This window comes from Endozoicomonas ascidiicola (assembly GCF_001646945.1).
Classification (GTDB): domain Bacteria; phylum Pseudomonadota; class Gammaproteobacteria; order Pseudomonadales; family Endozoicomonadaceae; genus Endozoicomonas; species Endozoicomonas ascidiicola.
In genome coordinates this window covers 56,814-77,524 of sequence record NZ_LUTV01000001.1, presented here as the reverse complement: position 1 = coordinate 77,524, position 20,711 = coordinate 56,814, and the positions used below count along the sequence as shown (strand labels likewise).

At 47.1% G+C, this 20,711-nt stretch carries 19 protein-coding genes; 11 read left to right on the top strand and 8 right to left on the bottom strand.

The genetic code is table 11. The features are described from left to right. Nucleotides 1–155: 155 nt before the first annotated feature. From ispH to ribF, 5 genes are all read right to left on the bottom strand, one after another. Nucleotides 156–1,106 (bottom strand): 4-hydroxy-3-methylbut-2-enyl diphosphate reductase, encoded by a 951-nt coding sequence (gene ispH, locus AKL11_RS00240; RefSeq protein WP_067514428.1) that lies wholly within the window; start codon nt 1,104–1,106, stop codon nt 156–158. A gap of 31 nt (nt 1,107–1,137) precedes the next feature. After that, nucleotides 1,138–1,575 carry an FKBP-type peptidyl-prolyl cis-trans isomerase gene (gene fkpB / locus AKL11_RS00235; protein ID WP_067514426.1) on the bottom strand — a complete coding sequence of 146 codons (438 nt, stop codon included), beginning with the start codon at nt 1,573–1,575 and terminating at the stop codon, nt 1,138–1,140. A gap of 14 nt (nt 1,576–1,589) precedes the next feature. Next, nucleotides 1,590–2,093 (bottom strand): signal peptidase II, encoded by a 504-nt coding sequence (gene lspA, locus AKL11_RS00230; protein WP_067514424.1) that lies wholly within the window; start codon nt 2,091–2,093, stop codon nt 1,590–1,592. A gap of 228 nt (nt 2,094–2,321) precedes the next feature. After that, nucleotides 2,322–5,144 (bottom strand): isoleucine--tRNA ligase, encoded by a 2,823-nt coding sequence (gene ileS / locus AKL11_RS00225; RefSeq protein WP_067514422.1) that lies wholly within the window; start codon nt 5,142–5,144, stop codon nt 2,322–2,324. 54 nt (nt 5,145–5,198) lie between these two features. Next, entirely contained in the window at nt 5,199–6,125 is a 927-nt protein-coding gene (ribF, locus tag AKL11_RS00220; RefSeq protein ID WP_067514420.1) for a bifunctional riboflavin kinase/FAD synthetase, read from the bottom strand. Between the two features lie 281 nt (nt 6,126–6,406). Here ribF and cpdA point away from each other — a divergent pair, with 281 nt between their 5' ends. The 5 genes from cpdA (at nt 6,407) to maiA (ending at nt 11,076) form a co-directional block, all read left to right on the top strand. Further along, entirely contained in the window at nt 6,407–7,195 is a 789-nt protein-coding gene (gene cpdA, locus AKL11_RS00215) for a 3',5'-cyclic-AMP phosphodiesterase (RefSeq protein WP_067514418.1), read from the top strand. Nucleotides 7,196–7,390: 195 nt separating this feature from the next. Beyond that, the gene (locus AKL11_RS00210) at nt 7,391–7,621 is read left to right on the top strand and encodes a hypothetical protein (protein ID WP_067514416.1); all 231 of its coding nucleotides are present in this window, start codon (nt 7,391–7,393) and stop codon (nt 7,619–7,621) included. Between the two features lie 139 nt (nt 7,622–7,760). Further along, the gene (gene hmgA, locus AKL11_RS00205; protein ID WP_067514414.1) at nt 7,761–9,086 is read left to right on the top strand and encodes a homogentisate 1,2-dioxygenase; all 1,326 of its coding nucleotides are present in this window, start codon (nt 7,761–7,763) and stop codon (nt 9,084–9,086) included. A 20-nt stretch (nt 9,087–9,106) separates the two neighbouring features. Further along, nucleotides 9,107–10,435: a fumarylacetoacetase gene (fahA, locus tag AKL11_RS00200; protein WP_067515307.1), complete on the top strand. Its 1,329-nt coding sequence runs from the start codon at nt 9,107–9,109 to the stop codon at nt 10,433–10,435. 5 nt (nt 10,436–10,440) lie between these two features. Further along, nucleotides 10,441–11,076, top strand: coding sequence for a maleylacetoacetate isomerase (gene maiA / locus AKL11_RS00195; protein WP_216636738.1), 636 nt, complete (start codon nt 10,441–10,443; stop codon nt 11,074–11,076). On the opposite strand, the gene AKL11_RS00190 is transcribed toward maiA, so the two are convergent. Then, the gene (locus AKL11_RS00190; RefSeq protein WP_067514412.1) at nt 11,073–12,530 is read right to left on the bottom strand and encodes a coiled-coil domain-containing protein; all 1,458 of its coding nucleotides are present in this window, start codon (nt 12,528–12,530) and stop codon (nt 11,073–11,075) included. The genes maiA and AKL11_RS00190 overlap by 4 nt on opposite strands. A 152-nt stretch (nt 12,531–12,682) precedes the next feature. Next, a complete protein-coding gene (locus tag AKL11_RS00185) occupies nt 12,683–13,453 on the bottom strand; it encodes an alpha/beta fold hydrolase (RefSeq protein ID WP_067514410.1) in 771 nt (256 codons plus the stop codon). A 152-nt stretch (nt 13,454–13,605) separates the two neighbouring features. On the opposite strand from AKL11_RS00185, the gene AKL11_RS00180 reads away from it, so the two are divergent. Then, on the top strand, nt 13,606–14,748 hold the full coding sequence (locus AKL11_RS00180; RefSeq protein ID WP_067514408.1) for a M20 family metallopeptidase: 1,143 nt from the start codon (nt 13,606–13,608) through the stop codon (nt 14,746–14,748). Between the two features lie 37 nt (nt 14,749–14,785). Here AKL11_RS00180 and yccS read toward each other — a convergent pair whose 3' ends face one another. Continuing rightward, a complete protein-coding gene (yccS, locus tag AKL11_RS00175) occupies nt 14,786–16,957 on the bottom strand; it encodes a YccS family putative transporter (RefSeq protein ID WP_067514406.1) in 2,172 nt (723 codons plus the stop codon). A gap of 503 nt (nt 16,958–17,460) precedes the next feature. On the opposite strand from yccS, the gene AKL11_RS24910 reads away from it, so the two are divergent. From AKL11_RS24910 to AKL11_RS26550, 5 genes are all read left to right on the top strand, one after another. After that, nucleotides 17,461–17,607 (top strand): hypothetical protein, encoded by a 147-nt coding sequence (locus AKL11_RS24910; RefSeq protein ID WP_157673338.1) that lies wholly within the window; start codon nt 17,461–17,463, stop codon nt 17,605–17,607. A 119-nt stretch (nt 17,608–17,726) separates the two neighbouring features. Further along, complete coding sequence (locus tag AKL11_RS24905) at nt 17,727–17,885, top strand: hypothetical protein (protein WP_157673337.1); 159 nt, start codon at nt 17,727–17,729, stop codon at nt 17,883–17,885. A gap of 4 nt (nt 17,886–17,889) precedes the next feature. Further along, nucleotides 17,890–18,792 (top strand): 30S ribosomal protein S6--L-glutamate ligase, encoded by a 903-nt coding sequence (gene rimK, locus AKL11_RS00170; protein ID WP_067514404.1) that lies wholly within the window; start codon nt 17,890–17,892, stop codon nt 18,790–18,792. A gap of 114 nt (nt 18,793–18,906) precedes the next feature. Next, entirely contained in the window at nt 18,907–19,962 is a 1,056-nt protein-coding gene (locus AKL11_RS00165; RefSeq protein WP_067514402.1) for a succinylglutamate desuccinylase/aspartoacylase family protein, read from the top strand. Nucleotides 19,963–20,415: 453 nt separating this feature from the next. Continuing rightward, on the top strand, nt 20,416–20,711 hold a 296-nt coding region (locus AKL11_RS26550; protein ID WP_366556842.1), incomplete at its 3' end, for a helix-turn-helix domain-containing protein.

Genomic DNA, 20,711 nt, shown 5'->3' with positions numbered 1-20,711 from the left:
TTCAGCTTACAGGTTATTTGTCGCATGCATTTGGATATTTGGGCAAAAGAGACTGACGACATAAACAGCACTTCCAGACTGGATTCTGTGATTTTTGACTTTATTGCGGCCCATCTCCGGTTTTTACTTTCAAGTCCGACAGCCTCCTAGAAAAATTAATCACCAACCACTTTAAGACGCAGCTCTTTTGGCATGGTAAATACGATATTCTCTGCTTTACCATCAAGCTCTTCTGGCATATCCGCGCCGAGTTCATTCAACCGCTTGATTACACCCTGAACCAACACATCCGGAGCAGATGCACCGGCAGTAATGCCAATGGACGTTTTTCCATTTAACCACTCAGGCTTGATGTCATCGGCATTATCAACAAGGTAGGCCTCAGCTCCGGTTCGTTCTGCCAGCTCTCTTAAACGGTTAGAGTTGGAACTGTTGACAGAACCAACAACAAACACCAGCTCACATTGATCCGCAAGCACTTTCACCGCATCTTGACGATTTTGAGTGGCGTAGCAGATGTCATCTTTTCGCGGCCCTTCAATCTGAGGAAACTTTTCACGCAGCGCGGTAATTACCTTGGCCGTATCATCCATAGATAGCGTTGTTTGAGTGACATAAGCCAATCTGGAAGGGTCTTTCACTTCTAACCGGCTTACGTCTGCCTCATCTTCCACAAGGTACATCTCACCGCCGTTACGGCCATCGTACTGACCCATGGTACCTTCCACTTCCGGATGACCATGGTGGCCAATCAGCACGCATTCCATACCATCTCTGGAGTAGCGCACCACTTCCATATGCACTTTCTTGACCAATGGACAGGACGCATCAAAAACTTTCAGGCTGCGGCGTTCCGCCTCTTCCTCTACAGCCTTGGAAACACCGTGGGCACTGAAGATGACAATGACATCATCCGGCACCTGATCCAGCTCATCAACAAACACAGCGCCGCGCTCTTTCAGGTTTTCCACCACAAACTTGTTATGAACGACTTCGTGGCGGACATAGATTGGTGGACCAAATACATCCAGCGCCCGGTTAACGATTTCAATGGCGCGGTCTACACCGGCACAAAAGCCTCGCGGGTTTGCCAGTTTGATTTTCATTATCGAGTCACCAACCTTTTAAACGTAATCATTATGACGGCTGTACATCCAGAATCTGGACTTCGAACGTCAGATTATGGCCTGCCAGCGGGTGGTTGAAATCCACTTCAACCCTGTCATCATCAAAACTGCGAATCACTCCCGGCAGCTCACTGTTGGCCGCATCGGAAAAGGACATCATTAGCCCTTCTTCCAGCTCAACATCCGTCGCAAAGCTACCACGGGGAATGCTTTGTACGTTGTTTGGATTAGGCATACCAAATGCCTTTTCTGTAGGAATCACCGAAGCACGATCATCACCGGCGACCATGCCCAGCAGAGTTTCCTCAAACCCTTCCGGCAAGTTGCCATCCCCAATCACCAGCGAAGCAGGCTTGCCTTCTAGAGTACTGTCCACCAGCACACCATCTTCCAACTTCAGGGAAAAGTGCAGTGTCACCTTACTGCCTTTCTCTATGACTGCTGCCATAGTACGCTCCTGCATCAATTTTCTTTGTTATTGACCGTTTGCGGCTGGCTCCGGAACATATCCAGAATCAACATGGCCGCGCCAACGGTAATGGCCGAATCGGCCAGATTGAACGCTGGAAAATACCAGTTTTCGTAATAAAACAACAGAAAGTCTGTGACGTGCCCATTCAAAATCCGATCCAACAGATTTCCAACCGCACCGCCCAGTATTAACGCTAATGCGCAAGCCTGCCAGTTTTCATCGGAGCGCAGCTGCTTCAGCCAGCCTACCAGCAGAATGGACACCACCGTTGCTACGCCGCTTAGAAACCAGCGCTGCCAGCCAGAGGCATCCCCAAGGAAGCTAAACGCGGCGCCAGGATTATAGGCCAGCGTTAGCGAGAAAAATGGCAGCACATGCAGCTGTTCGTACAGGGAAAACTCTCTGATCACCCACCATTTCACCAATTGGTCGATACCGAAGATCAATACACTCAACCAGAGCCAGTTAAGCTTTCCTGAAATTTTACTTTGCATTACCGGTTCCTGTTGTCATTAATCCATGATTTCAGCTTGCAAATACTATGTGGCACGAATGTTTTACTGGTAGTGCGACTTACCGAAAACATTCAAGGTTTCTCCGGCTTTATTTTTACCAAGATCAACGCTCACATGATACGGGCGCTATAAATATCAGGACAAGACCGTTTTTCTTTACAAAAAAATACCCGGTGTTTACCGGGCATTTTCATATTTCAACTCGTGTCAGGCAAACTGTCGTTGTTCGCCTTCACCGTCAACGTTATCAACACACCGACCGCATAAATCGGCATGCGTCTCAACTGACCCGACATCTTCACGACGGTGCCAGCAGCGGTCACACTTCTGATGTTCAGACTTCTTAACCAGCACTTTCAAACCGTCAAGCTCAGTGTCGGCCGCATCCGCAGCATCAGCCAGTGGCTTCACTTCAGCAGCGGAGGTAATCAGAACGAAGCGCAATTCATTGGCCAGTTTTGCCAGTTTGGCACTTAGGTCTTCGCTAGCAAACAAGGTGACTTCCGCTTCCAGAGAACCACCGATAGTGCCGGCAGTACGGGCATCTTCCAGCGCTTTGTTAACGGCGGTTTTCACTTCCAGAATGGCATTCCAGTAATCACGCCCCAGCTCGTCACCTTCCAGACTATTCAGCCCTTCATACCAGGTTTCCAGAAAGACTGACTTGCCGCGGGCGCCCGGAATCGCTCCCCAGATTTCTTCAGAGGTAAAGCTGGTGATCGGTGCCATCCAGCGGGCAAACGCTTCGATGATGTGATACATCGCCGTCTGACAGCTGCGACGAGCGAGACTGTTTTCCTGTGTGGTGTACTGGCGGTCTTTGATGATATCCAGATAGAAACCACCCAGATCCAGCGAACAGAAGTTATGAACCTTCTGGTATACCGTCAGGAAGTTATAGCTGTTATAGGCTTCGACCACTTCGTTCTGCAATTGCAGCGTGCGATCCACCGCCCACTTATCCAGGGACAACATGTCATCCCATTTGACCAGATCCGTTTCCGGATTAAAGCCCGTCAGGTTAGACAACAGGAATCGTGCAGTATTACGAATACGACGATAGCTGTCTGCTGCACGCTTCAGAATGTCATCGGACACGGTCATCTCTGAGGTGTAATCGGTAGTGGACACCCACAAACGCAGAATATCAGCACCCAGAGATTTGAAGACTTTTTGTGGTGCAATGACGTTGCCCAGAGATTTGGACATCTTGCGGCCATTGGCGTCTACCGTAAAGCCATGGGTCAGCAAACCTTTATAAGGCGGCACACCGTTCATGGCGATACTGGTTTTCAGAGAAGACTGGAACCAGCCTCGATGCTGGTCAGAACCTTCCAGATACAAATCCGCAGGGAATTGCAGCCCTTCACGACGTTGGAGTACGGAGTAATGGGTCACACCGGAATCAAACCAAACATCCAACGTATCAGTGACTTTTACATACTGCGCAGCATCTTCTGCAGAGAGGATTTCCGATGACTCCAGATCAAACCACGCATCCATGCCTTCCTGCTCAACTTTCAGAGCCACTTTTTCAATCAGGCTTTGGGTGTCCGGATGCAGTTCTTCGGTTTCCTTGTGGATAAACAGCGCAATCGGTACACCCCAGGTACGCTGACGAGAAACACACCAGTCAGGGCTCTGACCCAGCATGGCTTCCATGCGGTTGCGACCCCAGTCCGGCGTAAATTCAACGGCCTTCAAAGAACCCATTGCGGTATCCAGCAACTTCTCCTTAGTCATGCTGACAAACCACTGTGGTGTCGCACGGAAGATCAAGGGTGTTTTGGTACGCCAGCAGTGTGGGTAGCTGTGGGTCAGTTTTTCCTGAGCCAGCAGGCGATCTTTTTCCAGTAGAACGTCAACAACCTTTGGATCTACTTTGTAAACGTGTTCACCGGCAAACAACTCAACGTTTGAACGGTAATAACCATTGTCGTCCAAGTAATTCAGCGTGCCGATGCCGTAGTGGCGTCCTACGTTAAAGTCATCCACACCGTGGTCAGGTGCCGTATGTACGTTACCGGTACCCGCGTCGATGGTGACATGGTTGCCCAGAATCAATGGCAATTCACGATCGTAAAACGGGTGAGATACTTTTTTGTTCTCAAAAGCAGAACCTTTGGCACGACCAATGATTTCGTAGTCTTCAATGCCGTAACGCTGCATGGCACTTTCAACCAGTGCTTCAGCAAGCACCAAACGAGCGGGCTGACCATTGAACTGGCACTGAACCAGTGCGTAATCCAGATCACCACCCATGCTGACTGCCTGAGAAGATGGCAACGTCCATGGGGTGGTTGTCCAGATAACCACCGCCACTTCACCCTCTCCCTGAGAACTTTCAAAATCAAAAGCACTCAAAAGATCAGCGTCGTCGATAGCCGCATAACGTACGTCAATTTGCGTAGACGTTTTATCTTGATATTCAACTTCCGCTTCTGCCAGTGCAGAACCACCCACCACACTCCAGTAAACCGGCTTATAACCTTTTACCAAGTGGCCGTTAGCGGCAATTTTACCGAGAGAGCGGATAATGTCCGCTTCGGTTTGGAAGTCCATGGTCAGGTATGGGTTATCCCACTCACCAAAGATACCCATGCGTTTGAAATCTTCACGCTGACCATCAACTTGCTTAACAGCGTATTCCCGACATTTTTTACGGAAGGTTTTGAAATCCACCTTGTCGCCAGCTTTGCCTAGCATGCCTTCTACTTTGTGCTCAATCGGCAGACCATGACAGTCCCAGCCCGGCACATAAGGGGCATCAAAACCACTGAGGGTTTTGGACTTGATGATGATGTCCTTGAGGATCTTATTGACCGCATGACCGATGTGAATATCACCGTTGGCGTAAGGAGGGCCATCATGAAGAATAAATTTGTCACGGCCCTGACTGATCTTGCGAATTTCTTCGTAGAGATCCATGTCATACCAGCGCTTGAGCATCTCTGGCTCACGCTGGGACAAATTGCCGCGCATGGGGAAATCTGTCTGCGGCAAATTCAAAGTATGCTTATAGTCGGACATAGGTGCTTACCGAAATCTCTGCGAATCTGTCATCTATTGGCTATTTATTGCACTTCACACTCTTGCGAGCATCTTGCGGGCGGTTTCAATATCTTCCGTAATCGCTGCCCGCAAGGCTTCAAGCGATTCAAACTTTTGCTCATCCCTGACTTTCTCAATAAACTCTACTCTCAGGGTCTGATCGTAAAGATCTCCCTGAAAATCCAGTACATGCACTTCAAGTACTGGTTTTTTACCATCAACCGAGGGGCGGACGCCAAGGTTGGCGACAGCATCATAACGATGACCTTTCACCAGTGTACGCACGGCAAACACCCCCTGCAAAGGCAACTGTCGGCGACAGGCTCGGATATTCGCCGTAGGAAAGCCCAGAGTTCTGCCTAGCTGTTGCCCTTTCACCACACGCCCCATCATGGTGAATGGCCTGCCCAGCATGTTTTCAGCCTCAGCCAATTCACCCTGGGTAAGGGCTTCCCGGATGCGAGTGCTGCTAACCCGACTCTGTTCCATTAATACGGTTTGCGTGTCACACACTTCAAAACCGTGACGATCCCCCATCATTTCCAAATGAGAAAAATCGCCTTTGCGATCACAGCCATAATGAAAGTCATCACCAACGATGAGATACCGTATGTTCAGGCCGCTGACCAGTGTGTTGACTACGAAGTCATCCGCACTCAGGCTGCGCAGCCGGTCATTGAATGGCAAGCACAGCACTTGGTCCACTTGGTTATCTTCCAGTAGCGCCAGCTTTTCTCGGAGACTGGATAGCCTCGGCGGCGCACTGTCACCCATGAAATACTCTCTGGGCTGTGGCTCAAACGTAATGACACAGACTTTGGCATTCAACTCAAAGGCCTGTTGTTTCAGGGCTTCGAGAATCGTGCGGTGCCCTGCGTGTACGCCATCAAAATTACCGATGGTGGCAACGCACTGCTGATGTTCTGACCTGATATTGTACAACCCGCGGATCAACTGCATTGAGAGGCTCAGACTCCCTTGACGTCCTGTGTTTAGTCTTGGCTTCATCGCAGACTTTATGCGTGCAAAGGCTGCAGAATGAATAAGCGGGGAAGTATACCTTAGCTGCATCTTGTGGTCACTGAGTACAGTAATTATGCGGAGGGCTTCAAAAAAATGAACCTTTACAGTGCCTTCTCCATTCTCATTTTTGCAATTGCTGGTTATTATATTTCAGACTTATTAAGCTCTTATGTAGAATAAGGCACAAAGCAAAATACAAATACCGTTCAAGGTTCAGGATGAGTACCAAAAAAATCCAAGTACTCCAGATTACAGATACGCATCTTTTTGCCAGCTCTCACTCGGCATTAATGGGAGTCGATACTGCAGCCACCTTTGAAGCTGTTTTAAAGATGGTCAAGAGCGATTTCTATCAGGCTCAATGTGTATTAGTGACTGGTGACCTGACTCAAGATGACAGCGCAGACTCCTACCACTATTTAAAAGACGCCCTTTCTGATTTGCCTATGCCCAATTACTGGTTATGCGGTAACCATGATAGAGAGGATTTGATGAATGCCATCAGCCCGGCTGCCATGAAAAAGAAAGTCGAGCTGGGCAACTGGCAAATTCTTTTATTGAACTCTCAGGTACCCAATCAAGTTTACGGTCACCTTGAAGAGTCTGAACTGGCATTTCTGAGCAAAGAACTGGCACAAAATCCAGACAAACCCACTTTAATTGCACTCCACCACCATCCAGCGCCCATAAACAGCCAGTGGATGGATAACATTATGCTGAAGAACCCTGATGAATTTGCTGCAGTATTAAATAACCATAAAAATATTAAGGGAATCATTCATGGCCACATCCATCAGGCGATAGATTATACCTTCTGTGGTATTCCGGTCATGGCAACACCTTCTACCTGTGTGCAATTCGCTCCTGAATCCAATCATTTTCAAGCAGATACTCAACAGCCAGGCTTTCGTGTTATTGATTTAATGCCCGACGGTACCATTGAAACTCAGGTAATTCGTATTTGTGACCAGCCAATGGAAATCGACCTAAGATCAAAAGGTTACTAATCATCCGCATAAAAAAGAGAAAAAATATACTTTAAAAACAATAAGATAAACTCATCACTCCTTTTACTGCCTGCCCATTCCTCCTCTCATAAATTGTCTAGTATATTGATTAGAGAGGAACACGTATTTCCGCTTGGAAGTAGGTAGAACCTTATCTCAATCAAACTTCAGGTGAATTAACATAAGGATGTTGTTATGACCCGCATAAGAACCGTTCATCACGATGAATGGGATGACCAACTCTGGAGCAGTCATCACGAATACCGCAAAGCCAAAGCCGCACAGCACCGCAACAAAGGTGAAAAAAAGTCCACGATCCGTCAGGGCATCAATGATTACTTCGAAAAAAGTAAACTCAAGCGCAATATATCGGATGATGTTCAAGACTGGATAAACCCCGACGAACCATTCGACGATATTGAATAGCTCTTCGAAAAATAACAAAACACCACGCTATTGAAGTGTGGTGTTTTTGTATCTGCCTTACGTGCCACGCCACCATTATTGGACTTCCTTCTTCATACCCGTTACAAAATAAATACGTAAATGAATTCGGTAAGATTCAATGTCAGATAACAACCAATTGGACTATCAGTTGAACTATCAGCTGAACTATCAAAACGGTTTTGGCAATGAACATGAGACTGAAGCGTTAACCGGTGCATTACCCAGAGGTCAGTTCAATCCTCAAAAAGCGCCAATGGGTTTGTATGCCGAACAATTTTCAACCACCGCTTTCACAGCGCCACGACATCAAAATCGCAGAACCTGGATGTACCGGATTCGCCCTTCTGTCGCTCAGGGAAACTATACGGCATTGGTCTCTGGACACATCCGCTCTGCACCCATTACAGAAATGGTTACCCCTCCGGATCTATTGCGCTGGAATCCACTGTCGTTTTCCGACAAACCTTTAGACTTTATCAACAGCCTGACCACCATCGCCGCTAACGGCAGCGTTCAAACACAAACAGGCTCTGCTATTCATATCTATACTGCCAACAGTAATATGGAAAACCGTTTTTTTTGTAATGCCGACGGAGAAATTTTAATTGTTCCACAAGAAGGCGCTTTACTGGCCAGAACTGAACTTGGCCTGCTTCATATTCATCCCGGTGAAATTCTCATTATTCCAAGAGGCATTAAATTTCAGATACAGCTACCTGCAGGAAAAGCGCGGGGATATGTCTGTGAAAACTATGGTTCGCCTTTCGAATTACCAGAACGAGGTCCTGTTGGTGCCAACGGCTTTGCCAATGATCGTGACTTTCAATATCCCGTTGCGCATTTTGAAGATATTGATGACGAGTTTGAACTAATTACTAAGTTCAATGGCAACCTGTTCAGCTGCGCTTTGAATCACTCCCCGCTGGATGTTGTCGCGTGGGTGGGCAATTCTGCCCCGTACAAATACGATCTCTCTACCTTTAACGTCATCAACTCCGTCAGCTTTGATCACCCGGATCCTTCCATCTTCACCGTATTAACCTCTCGAAGTGACACAACAGGTATCGCCAATATTGATTTTGTGATTTTTCCTCCACGTTGGGTGGTCGCGGAAAACACCTTCCGCCCACCTTACTTCCACAGGAATATCATGAGTGAATTTATGGGACTGATTCACGGTACCTACGATGCTAAAGAAGAAGGTTTTGTACCTGGCGGATTCAGCCTGCATAACTGCATGAGCCCTCACGGACCAGAGACCGCTGTTTATGAGAAAGCCAGCAAAGCCAACCTGAAACCAGAACGCTATAAAGATACATTGGCGTTTATGTTTGAATCTCGTTTTATTTACTCGCCAACCCGATTTGCCCTTGAAAGCGACACTCGACAAAAAGACTACATTCATTGCTGGCAGGGTCTGAAAAAACAATTCAAAGACGCTTAACCATTAAAGGTGCCAAATTAATGCTGACTTTAAATGAAACCCACAATCCCAATCTCACCAGCTGGGTTGAGTCTGCCAACCGAAAAGGGCATGACTTCCCTATTCAAAACCTTCCCTTTGCTATCTTCAGGCACAAAGAAAATCAGGATAATTTCAGGGCAGGCGTCGCTATTGGGGATCAAGTGCTTGATCTGCAAGCCGCACTTCACTCCAATGCTTTTGGTGAGGCGTCTTTTGAAGTCAACTCCGCATTGTATGCCTGCTGCGATGGTTCCCTGAATCGTTTTATGAGTCTAGGGTTTCAATACTGGTCAGCACTGCGCAATATGCTGTCACTTAGTTTGCGTTCAGGATCAGCTCAAAAAACGGCATTAGCCCAATGCCTTATTCCCATGACCGACGTTGAATATGACCTACCATGCACCATCGGTGATTACACCGACTTTTATTCTTCTATCCATCATGCGACCAGTGTCGGGTCCTTATTTCGACCAGATAACCCATTACTACCCAACTATAAGTGGGTGCCCATTGGCTATCATGGGCGATCGTCTTCTATTTCTGTTTCCGGGCATGACTTTCATCGCCCAGTAGGACAAACCAAAGCACCGGATGCAGATACGCCAACACTTGGCCCATGCAAACGACTGGATTACGAACTTGAATTAGGCATATTTATGGGTTCTGGCAATATACAAGGAGAAGCGATTCCTATTGATCAAGCAAACCAACATGTTTTCGGACTCTGCCTTTTCAATGATTGGTCTGCTCGAGATATCCAAGCTTGGGAGTATCAGCCTTTAGGTCCTTTTTTATCCAAAAGTTTTGCCTCCACCGTTTCTCCATGGATTGTTACTCTGGAAGCATTAATTCCTTTTTTTGCCGAGTTCAACCGCCTTTCAGAAGATCCTCAACCGCTGCCTTATCTTCAGTCGGATGTAAATCAGAGTCATGGCGCCATTGATATTCAACTTTCTGCACACCTGCTGACTCAACAGATGAAAGCAGAAAGCAAACCCCCAGCCCAGCTTTCCCAATCCAGTTTTAAGCACTCCTACTGGACGGTGTCACAAATGGTGGCACACCACACCATCAATGGCTGCAACCTCAAACCCGGCGATCTTTTTGGCAGTGGCACACAATCAGGTCCGAAACCAGAAGAAGCCGGATCATTATTGGAATTGTCCAAAGGCGGTAAACACCCCATTACGCTTCCCAACTCCGAGCAGAGAACCTTTCTGGAAGATGGTGACACTGTCGTCTTTAAAGGGTGGTGTGAAGCAGAAGGCTTTGCCCGTATCGGCTTTGGTGAAGTTCAGGCAACCGTCTTACCTGCAAAGGAGCATTAATAATCATGAGTCAAATAACCCTGTACAGCTATTTTCGCTCCTCTGCGGCCTATAGAGTTCGCATTGCACTAAACCTGAAAGGGTTAGACTACCAGCAACACGCCATCAATCTACTCAAAGGTGAGCAAAAATCCAAAGAATACCGATCGGTCAATCCACAAGGCTTGGTTCCTACCATGATGACCGAGCAAGGTGGCATCAGCCAGTCTCTGGCCATGCTGGAATGGCTGGAGGAAACCTATCCTGAGCCGTCTATTATTCCCGGAGACTCGTATCAGAGAGCAAAGCTTAGAAGCATGGCCTATCAAATTTGTTGTGACATACATCCGCTAGATAACCTTAGAGTATTGGATTACCTTCGGGGTAAACTTGGTATTAATGAAGAATCCAAAAACCAGTGGTATCAGTACTGGATAACCCAAGGCTTTACGGCACTGGAATCTCAACTGGACGCGCAACCTTTTTGTTGTTCAAAACATCCGACCATTGCTGATATTTGTCTGGTGCCTCAAGTATTCAATGCACTAAGGTTTAATGTAAATCTATCCACATACCCAAAAATACAGAAAATATATAACAACTGTAATTCTCTAACGTCATTTAGAGCCGCTTCTCCTGAGCACCAGACAGATAGCCATTAAGACTGTGGATTTAAACTGAAACGTCTGACAGATAACTTTCTTTTCTTATGTTGTACAGATTCGTCATCATCGCTGGCGTTACTTCTCACTCCTTCAATGGACTGACTTCTAAAATATACACTTTTAACACTTTGTTGTGACCCTATAGACTGACATGCCTGATTGACTTCAAACTGCAGCTTTGCAGCAAGGAGATCCCTTCCAAATAATAATGAGTGCCGCTCCTGGGCCTTCTCCAGGGGAACGTTACCATCAGGATTGGGGGACAGCACTCCCATCAGCCCTTCAACCTTATAATCATATTCAAACTTTTCATCATGCAGAGTATCTCTTACTTTCTTTATGACTGCCTTAGACCCTTCCGCCGAGTTCTTTACAAGCTCCAACTGGCCACCTAAATCCTTACCTGTTTGACTAAGTAGCTTGTTTGCCTGTGCAAGATCGTTTTTTTCTTTCTCCGTTAGATCTAACCTGTCACTTATATCAACATAGTTTTCTGATGAGTTTTGCAGCCTCCCATTAAGGGCGGTAATCTCATCGCTTAACTCGCTTACAGTTGTTTGTAGTGTGTCATTACTATCAGACAACTGTTCACTCCTCTGTGTAAGTTGTGCGTTCATAGCCGTTAGATAAACCAACTGTTCTCGCAACAATGTAACTTCTTGTTCTGACTCATTTAGTTTTTTTTCCATCTCCATAGCCTCAGAGTGACTCTGATCATTAATCCAAACCGTTCCACGATTGATATCTTTTATCTCTTCAGGAGAAAAAGTATTGAAATGCCCTCTTTTATAGATACCGTAGCCAATCCCAACTGCATTCCATCCACCATCAGTAACGGTAAAAATTCTGTTTACGCTTCCAATTTCTCTATATTTATTAAACAACTCAGCAATAGCCTGATGATGCAGAAAATATTTTGCAGGGTTATCCAATACAACTTGCCAGTCAGGCACATCCCCATCGGAGTCCACCGACCTGTTCAGAGGGCTATGAGCGGAACTGAATTTTGTAAAAAGTTCAGGATACCGATCTTTCAACCGACTAATTGCAAACTTTGTCAACTTTCCACGCTTCGGACCAGCACAGACAACCCAGCAAAGTGAAGCTTCAGTCATATCAGATTCTTGCACCAAATCGCGTAATTCGGGCTCTGCATTCGTGTTAGTTTTAAGCTGTTCTGAATAATCATGCGAGCTGCGACGATTACCCTTAACAAAGAAAACATCAGGATTTATAGGATTATAAATAGTACCAACCTCGTGGCGACTGCCTTCTGAAACACTGGCTGATCGTAACCAATAAGGTGGTGATTCTACTGCTACATAAGGCGTAGCGCCTCGCTTAAGGGATACTTTTCTGAAACCGGTCGAGCCTGAAGCCTCTATCTCTTCGGCAGCCACTTGTTTGTGATGACACCCATGACTCATCACATTAAGAATTTGATTTTGCACGATATATTAAGCTCCTATCTTGAATGACACACCGTTCATACAAATTAAGACTCAATATATGCTCTATAGTTCCATAATCTCCTTTATACCCTCCAGCAAGATCAACCATAGCTCTGACAGTAGACATAAAACGTTAAGCGTCGATCCTTGCTTCATCCGCTAAAAAACCTTAATAACATCTTGGTCAGAAGCTCTGGCTTTTGGGCATGAACCCAATGCCCGGTATCCGGTATAATGCGGACACTGGCGGAAGGAAACATTGCCAACACTTCTGCCTGGTGCTCAGCAGCGATGTAATCAGAGTCTCCACCCTTAATGAACAGCGTTTCTCCGGAAAATTTTTGTTTTAACCCTTCCTGACCTGCAATAATTTCATGGTACTGGCTATCGATGACGGGCAGATTTACCCGCCACTGGTAACGCCCCGCCTCATCTTTATATAAATTTTTCAACAGAAACTGTCGTACGTCTTTTTCCACCACGTAGCTCTGTAAAAAATTATCCGCATCACTACGGCTGGAGATACTCTCCAATGGCATAGACGACAGCCCTTCAATAATGCTGTCGTGCCTGCGCTTCTGATAAGTGACTGGAGCAATATCAATCACTGCCAGTTTGTTCACACGTTCCGGTGCCATCAGCGCCACGGTCATGGCAATCTTTCCACCCATGGAATGTCCAAGCAGGTGAACTCGCTCTAACTGGTGATCATCCATATATTCAAGGACGTCTTCCGCCATCAATTGATACGTCATCAATTCACTATGAGGTGAACGACCATGGTTTCGTACATCCAAACCGTGAACTCGATAATGCTGCGCAAGACCGCGATTAATCATCCCCAGATTTTCCTGAGAGCCAAATAGCCCGTGAAGGCTAATCACATCGGCGCCTTCCCCCTGTTTCCTTGCATACAGTTTCATGACTTAGCCTGTCTCGCAATAATGTTTACAACGGTAATTACTGATCAGGAATTCTACCTAACCGACCATACAAACGCTTCTACATTTGATACAACGCTCATTCATCCAATTTATTCAACACTATTTTTCAAACCAACAGAGTCAGTACCATTATGAGCGAAGATAATTTCAATATTGACCAGTATCTGGAAGAGCTTAAACCACTGATCAACGTTGACTGCGGCACCTTTACGCCTGAAGGCGTCAGCCAGATTGCAGACATCATGACTGAAAAGTACAAAGGTCTGGGCTGGCAGGTTTCCCGTCACCATTTCGACGAGAAAGTAGGCCCGGGCCTGTTGGCCACCAACAAGCCAGAAGCTGAAGTGTACGACATCATGCTGGTTGGCCATATGGACACAGTGTTCCCGGAAGGTACGATTGCTGAGTGGTCACTGACTACGGATGATACCAATGCCTATGGCCCTGGTGTCGCCGATATGAAATCGGGTCTGCTAAACATTTTCAAAGCGATCAACCTGCTACCAGAAGACGTCGCTGATCGTTTGAGCATTGCCGTTTGTATGAACCCTGACGAAGAAATCGGTTCCATCTACTCCGGTGAATGGCTGAAAGGCATTGCCAAGAAGAGTCGTTGCGTACTGGTCGCTGAAGCTGCCCGCGCCGACGGTTCTCTGGTGAAAGCTCGTAAAGGTCTGGCTGCCTATAAGGTAGAATTCAAAGGTAAGGCTGCTCACGCCGGTAACGAACCAGAAAAAGGCATTTCCTCTATCACAGAAATGGCTCACTGGATCACCACCCTGAACCGTGAAACCAACTTTGAAACCGGCACTACTCTGAACTTTGGCGTAGTAAAAGGCGGCACCGCTGCCAACGTTGTGCCTGATTATGCGTCAACTGACTTGGATATTCGTTTCTGGAACAATGACGACTACACACGTCTGGAACAGATCATCACCAACCTGCAGGAAAATCCATCACTGCCAGGTATCGAAATCACCCTGACCCGCGAAGCTCACAAGCCAGCCTTTACACCAAACGAAGGCAGTGAAAGGCTGATGACTCTTATTGAAAAGAGCGGTGAAGACATGGGCATCAACATTACCTGGCAGGCCGTTGGCGGTGGCTCTGACGCCAACCTTACTGGCGCTCTGGGCATTCCAACGGTTGATGGTTTAGGCCCAATTGGCGGAGCTATGCATAGTCGTAATGAGTTTCTGGTGCTGAACTCTATTGGCCCACGCCTGCAACTGCTGCGTAATGTGATGATTAATATTGCTGAAACCACAAGGTAATCAGTCAAAAACCACTCTCATCTGATGGTGTGAGTGGTTACTTCTTCCTAGACGACAGCAATTGGTAAATTTCATCAGACAACATATGCATTTCTGGCAAAATCTGAGTCATTAATTGAAACTGTTGAAGCAGCATACGCACCTCTGGCTGTCCTTCATCAATCCCATCATCATTCTCTTGTAAACGACGATCGATCGCAGATAGATCTCCTCTCTCCACGACATGACCTATCAACTGTTTTTCCAAACTTAATAGATGCTCATTGATCAATAAATAGATATTTTGAATCTCTTCCTTGAACTGAATATCCTCCAGCTTGTCCCTATGAGCCCCTAACGTCGATATGTAACTTAACAGTGCACTGGACAGGGTCAGAAAACGAAAGCATTGCTCACCTGCCCTCTGAAATCGTTCTGGCTCCAAGTGCATACTGAGTATCGCACTATTCAATTTCGTGTCCATATTATGAGCTTGTCTGCGCGCTACCCGGTAGGCAACCCCGTTATTCCTTCCATGGATATACTGTTCTATCACTTCCTTGAGGTACATTCGATGCATCTCAATGGTGGAGGCCATAATTCGATTAAGCCGTTTTGATTCCCAGTCTGGCAAAACAAACATCACGGCAATAACGGCCAATACACAACCAAGCAATGTGTCTCCCAAACGCGGCAGAATGACCGTAAAACCTAAACCCTGCTGACTGAAACAAAACAACACAAGTAGAGTAATAAAAGCGGTGGCCAGATCGTAACGTACCTTACGAAAGGCAAAGAACAGCACACCACACAACACCATCAATACCAGCTGTCCTTCCTGACCGGGGAACAAATAAAGCAATGGCGCACCCGCCAGCAAACCGACTATTGTACCGATCACTCGCTGAACCAGTTTTGCTCTCGTCGCACTAAAGCTGGGCTGACTGACAAACAGCGTCGTTAATAACACCCAGTAACCCGGTTGCAAATCGAGCAGCTGTATAAGTCCATAACCGGCAGTCAGGGCGATTGCCAGCCGAATGCCATGACGAAAGAGCGGGCTGTCAAACCGGAACTCATCCCTGATGCGTTTAAGATGCGCCTTCACACCCTTCGGCTCGAAATCTGCAAGAATTCTTTCATCACCATCAGCCTCCATATCAGGACGGCCAATAGAAGACAGCTGCAACACGACAGAAGACAAATTCTTTAATAGGTACTCTAATTGAATCAACAGTGATCGCCATTGCAGCTGATTCTGTTGCTTGAGATGCTCAATCGACTGTTGAATTTCATCCAAAGCCAATACTGCCTTGCCACTCGGCTCGTATGTGCGGTTCATCACCAGTGCTTCTGAAACTTCTCGGCATTCTCCAGCCAGAATCATCAACAGTTTCTGAAAGCGAAATAACACATCACTGCGGGCAAAATGGCTGGCAAGATCCTGATAACGGTAATGGGATGAGCTGATCCGCTCATGAATATCCTGGGCGACAAAGTAGATCTGCAAATAAACCTGATCACTTAAACTGGCCCTCTGTCGTACACGCTGCAGTAAAGAGTCTTTCGTCTGGTTCAGAGCCGACACCAGCAAGGTATTCTTTTTAGCCAACTTCAACCGGTATGGCTGGGGAGACAGATCCGGCATCGGATCAAAAAGCTCACTTTTACTCTCCAGATAATCGGACAAACCATGAAACACCTGCGCAAGCCCTTGCTGCACCGGACGGTTTGGCCAGACTATCTGCCATAACAAAGAAAGCGTGCTGTACCACAGCGCACCAGTTAACAGCAGCATGGGCTGCGTCCAGATATCGTTACTCTGCCCGGCACCCAACATGGTATAAACCGCCAGCAATAATGATGCAAAGGCGATACTGGCATACCTTGGCCCCATCGCCCCCAACATGGTAAAGCCCATGGTTGAGATAAATAGACCAAGGGCAAACAGAAGTGGATAAGGGAGCAGTATTTCAATGGACAAAGCCGCAATAAGAAAGCAAAGCAGCATCAGCAGGACTGCTTTGATTCTTCCGGTCAGCCGGTCATCCACTTCCGCTAAAGCGGCTGCAATAATACCCAACACCATCGGTGTAATTTGATCAATGGTATTGCCATACCAGGCAGGTAGCGTTACGCCGGTCAGTGCTATAAAAACCCTGACACAGTAATTTATTCGATCGTTAGCCCAGTAACTGCGGAGCCTCTGAAAAATATCCGAGTCTTGCATATAGCCTGATTAGCTCAATAAGAAGTGTGTTTAAGAAGGCGAGACAAACATTATTATCAGCATTCAACCGCAGCTTCAACTGCCTTCAGTCGTTAAACCATGCTCGTACAATCCATCAAACAGCTTTATCAAAATACTATAAATTCGCTACCTGAGGCACAGAAACACAGTTCCTAACGCTACACATACACCTATGAACAGCATATAAAACTATTTTCCTACCCTGGCATTGTTTTTTATTGACTGAATTCAGGTTTTACCAGAAATTAGCGCGGCAACGCCGACCCTCATTCACTGCGAACGCTGGTTTGCAGTTGAAGGCAGGCTGTTTGCTATTTGTCCCGACAGGCATTTAGAAGCTGCTCATGATCTTTTGCGAATAGCGAAAACGAGGAGAAAATGTTCCTGTTTTTCAGTTTTTTGAGGCGCATAGTGGCGCTACGTAACGAAGAAAACTGAAAAACAGGGGCGTTTTATCATCGTTTGCAGCTCGCAGAAAGATTGTGAATAGCTTCTTAGAGCAGGCAGAGATGGAAGAGTATACAGACTTCGAAGAAGAGTTTAAGAAAGCGGCACAGGCAAAGAAGCGCAGTCGCAGTCGCATCGCGGATTATGAAAAAAAAACGCTCAAAAGCGGAGCTATTCCTTGAGCGAAGACGCCTGAGGGAAATGCTCGGAGATGACAACCTGATTTTTGACCACTGGTAACCATCTCAGTAACCCACTTCTTGCACAACATACTCATTGGGCTGCAGACAAGCAGCCCATTTTGATTTCCCGACTCTGTCTGCCGGTTCGTTTCAGTTACGTCTATGCTGAAATGACCACACCGAATCGTTCGGTTTATCGCCCTCTGGCTCCCCTCCACACTGAAGACAATTCACAACGAATGTCGTCCAGAGCGGCCAGTTATTTTTACCAGGATTGACCCAATGCGAATTGCGCTACTCTCCCGTAACGAGCGGCTCTACTCTTCCCGCCGAATCATTGAGGCTGCACAGGCTCGGGGACACACGATTGATGTTATTGATGTACTCAGCTGTTACATGAACATCAACGACAAAAACCCAAGCATTCATGTGAAAGGGGTTGAGCTGCCACATTATGATGCCATTATCCCGCGCATCGGTGCCTCCAACACCTTTTACGGCACCGCGGTTCTTCGTCAGTTTGAAATGATGAACTGCTATACCCTGAATGAGTCTTTGGCCATTGCCCGTTCCAGAGACAAACTGCGTTCTATGCAGTTACTGTCCCGCAAAGGTGTTGGTCTGCCAGTCACTGGCTTTGCCAGCAGCCCGGGTGATATTCCTGACCTTATTGATATGGTGGGCGGTGCACCACTGGTCATCAAGCTTCTGGAAGGAACACAAGGCATTGGTGTTGTATTGGCAGAGACCCGCAAGGCTGCAGAAAGTGTTCTGGAAGCCTTTATGGGCCTGAAAGCCAACATTATGGTTCAGGAATACATTAAAGAAGCCGGTGGTGCCGATATTCGCTGCTTCGTCATAGGCGACAAAGTCATTGCGGCCATGAAACGACAGGCACCGGAAGGTGAGTTCCGCTCAAACATTCACCGCGGCGGCAGCGCCAGTTTGGTAAAACTGAGCAAGGATGAACGAGCCACGGCCATTAAAGCGGCAAAAGCCATGGGACTCAGGCTGGCAGGTGTAGATATTCTGCGTTCAGACCGCGGTCCGCTGGTGATGGAAGTCAATTCTTCACCGGGCCTGGAAGGCATTGAACGAGCCACGGCAAGAGATGTCGCACACTGTATTGTTGAGTTTATTGAAACGAATTATCATCGCACCAGCAACTCCCGTATCACGGGATAAGCCATTTTCGTAACCTCCATCACTCCGCCTGAAACAAACACAACATCGGAGTGATGCCTTTTCAACCTCGGGCACGAATAATCTATTCTGCTGACCGGGGCTGGAGTTTCCCCCATGGAAAAAGCACTACCGCTCGAGCTGTTTGGCCATACCATTAAACCAGGTACACGACAGCATTTATCTATTCCGGTTGTCCGTCTTTATACCGACACGCCGATCGACCTTCGCATGGAAGTCATCCACGGTCGTAGAAAAGGGCCTTGTCTGCTCGTTACTGCCGCCATTCATGGTGATGAGCTCAATGGTGTTGAAATCTGTCGTCAGGTGCTTGGCCATAAAAATCTGTCCAAGATCAGCGGCACGCTCATTGTAATCCCGGTTGTTAATCAACTGGGCTTTATTCAACAGATTCGTTACCTACCAGATCGCCGGGACCTTAACCGTTGCTTCCCCGGTTCCAGCAAAGGCTCGCTGGGTGGAAGATTGGCTGATCTGATTACCACAGGCCTTTTCCCACACGTTGACTATGCGCTGGATCTTCATACCGGCGCGATTCATCGCACCAACCTGCCACAGTTGAGAACGGATCTATCCAATGAGAAATGTGTGGGCTTGGCCAGAGCCTTTGGCGCTCCGGTTATTCTCAACTCATCACTTCGTGACGGTTCATTCCGTGGTGCAGCCAACGAGTACAATATTCCGGCGTTAGTCTACGAAGCCGGGGAAGCGTTGAGACTAGAACAGGCTTCCATCAAACTGGGCGTGAAAGGTGTAATGAGGGTGATGCGACACCTGAATATGCTGCCTAAAAAACCGCTAAAATCTCCAGCCATTCACCCCTGGGAGTGTAGCGAAAGTCGCTGGCTGAGAAGCTCCCGTGATGGTCTGGTACTTCTTCACATCAAGCAGGGTCATCATGTAAAAGAAGGCGATACGATGATGACCATCGTAAACCCTTTCGATGCCAGTGATAGTGAAAGTATCATCGCGCCCTTTGATGGGGTGGTGATTGGCTTAAGTCAGCTGCCGCTGGCCAATGAAGGCGACGCCTTGGTTCATCTGGCGAAAATCAGCAGCACACTGGCAAATACTGAATATGATCAGGACGCTATTGAAGAAGAGCTAGACTTGGGCATCACTCAACTACCCGTGCCCGATATGATCGATTAATACCAATGTCGCTTTTAAATTGTGGAGTGAGCAAGTCATTTTGGGTGACTGGACAAGGCGAAGAGACGAGTCATAGCCTTAGCTATGGCGAGGAACTTTAACGCAGATCCAGTCGCCCAAAATGACTGCACAGCCCATAATTTAAAAACAGAATTGGTATAATACTCGACCCCGTTGTGAGACGGCAGAGCTCGACACTCACAACGGTCATTGCTAAACCTTAGGTCTAATTGCGAACAACCCTAAAATATTCAACCATAAGTACCCGATAATATGAAATCGAATATTTCTGGCTTAGTGGTTAGTTACTATGCAAGGCACATCGGAGTGAGCATAGCCGTAGCTATGTGATCGTAGATGTAACGCCGCAGAGTGGCTGACCACTGATCCAGAAAATATGGTTTCGTATGGTTGGGTACTTATCAAGTCTGTTGTGAGCAATCCGCTTCACAGGTGGCCTTCAGCACCAAACGCGCAACACACACCTTGTGGAAATGGATCAAAGCTTATAATGAATTCGGCCCAAAAGCTCTCCAGTATAAGCGTACAGGCGGGCCCCCCCCCTTTTGTCTAACCGTTACCTCAATCATCACTCAAGCCATCCACCGTTCGGCTGAAGCCGCTGCAAATGCTGAAAAGTCGTCACTCCCTCGCTGGACTCTTAAAAGGTTAGTAAACTGGTGCAAGGTGAAATGGAGCTTTACTTGCTCCCGGGAAACTATTCGCCGTGTTTTGAAAAGGAATAATAT

Excerpts from the sequence above, each read along its gene's own strand:
- ispH (WP_067514428.1), bottom strand. The coding sequence starts at position 1,106 with ATGAAAATCAAACTGGCAAACCCGCGAGGCTTTTGTGCCGGTGTAGAC.
- fkpB (WP_067514426.1), bottom strand. The coding sequence starts at position 1,575 with ATGGCAGCAGTCATAGAGAAAGGCAGTAAGGTGACACTGCACTTTTCC.
- lspA (WP_067514424.1), bottom strand. The coding sequence starts at position 2,093 with ATGCAAAGTAAAATTTCAGGAAAGCTTAACTGGCTCTGGTTGAGTGTA.
- ileS (WP_067514422.1), bottom strand. The coding sequence starts at position 5,144 with ATGTCCGACTATAAGCATACTTTGAATTTGCCGCAGACAGATTTCCCC.
- ribF (WP_067514420.1), bottom strand. The coding sequence starts at position 6,125 with ATGCAGTTGATCCGCGGGTTGTACAATATCAGGTCAGAACATCAGCAG.
- cpdA (WP_067514418.1), top strand. The coding sequence starts at position 6,407 with ATGAGTACCAAAAAAATCCAAGTACTCCAGATTACAGATACGCATCTT.
- AKL11_RS00210 (WP_067514416.1), top strand. The coding sequence starts at position 7,391 with ATGACCCGCATAAGAACCGTTCATCACGATGAATGGGATGACCAACTC.
- hmgA (WP_067514414.1), top strand. The coding sequence starts at position 7,761 with ATGTCAGATAACAACCAATTGGACTATCAGTTGAACTATCAGCTGAAC.
- fahA (WP_067515307.1), top strand. The coding sequence starts at position 9,107 with ATGCTGACTTTAAATGAAACCCACAATCCCAATCTCACCAGCTGGGTT.
- maiA (WP_216636738.1), top strand. The coding sequence starts at position 10,441 with ATGAGTCAAATAACCCTGTACAGCTATTTTCGCTCCTCTGCGGCCTAT.
- AKL11_RS00185 (WP_067514410.1), bottom strand. The coding sequence starts at position 13,453 with ATGAAACTGTATGCAAGGAAACAGGGGGAAGGCGCCGATGTGATTAGC.
- AKL11_RS00180 (WP_067514408.1), top strand. The coding sequence starts at position 13,606 with ATGAGCGAAGATAATTTCAATATTGACCAGTATCTGGAAGAGCTTAAA.
- yccS (WP_067514406.1), bottom strand. The coding sequence starts at position 16,957 with ATGCAAGACTCGGATATTTTTCAGAGGCTCCGCAGTTACTGGGCTAAC.
- rimK (WP_067514404.1), top strand. The coding sequence starts at position 17,890 with ATGCGAATTGCGCTACTCTCCCGTAACGAGCGGCTCTACTCTTCCCGC.
- AKL11_RS00165 (WP_067514402.1), top strand. The coding sequence starts at position 18,907 with ATGGAAAAAGCACTACCGCTCGAGCTGTTTGGCCATACCATTAAACCA.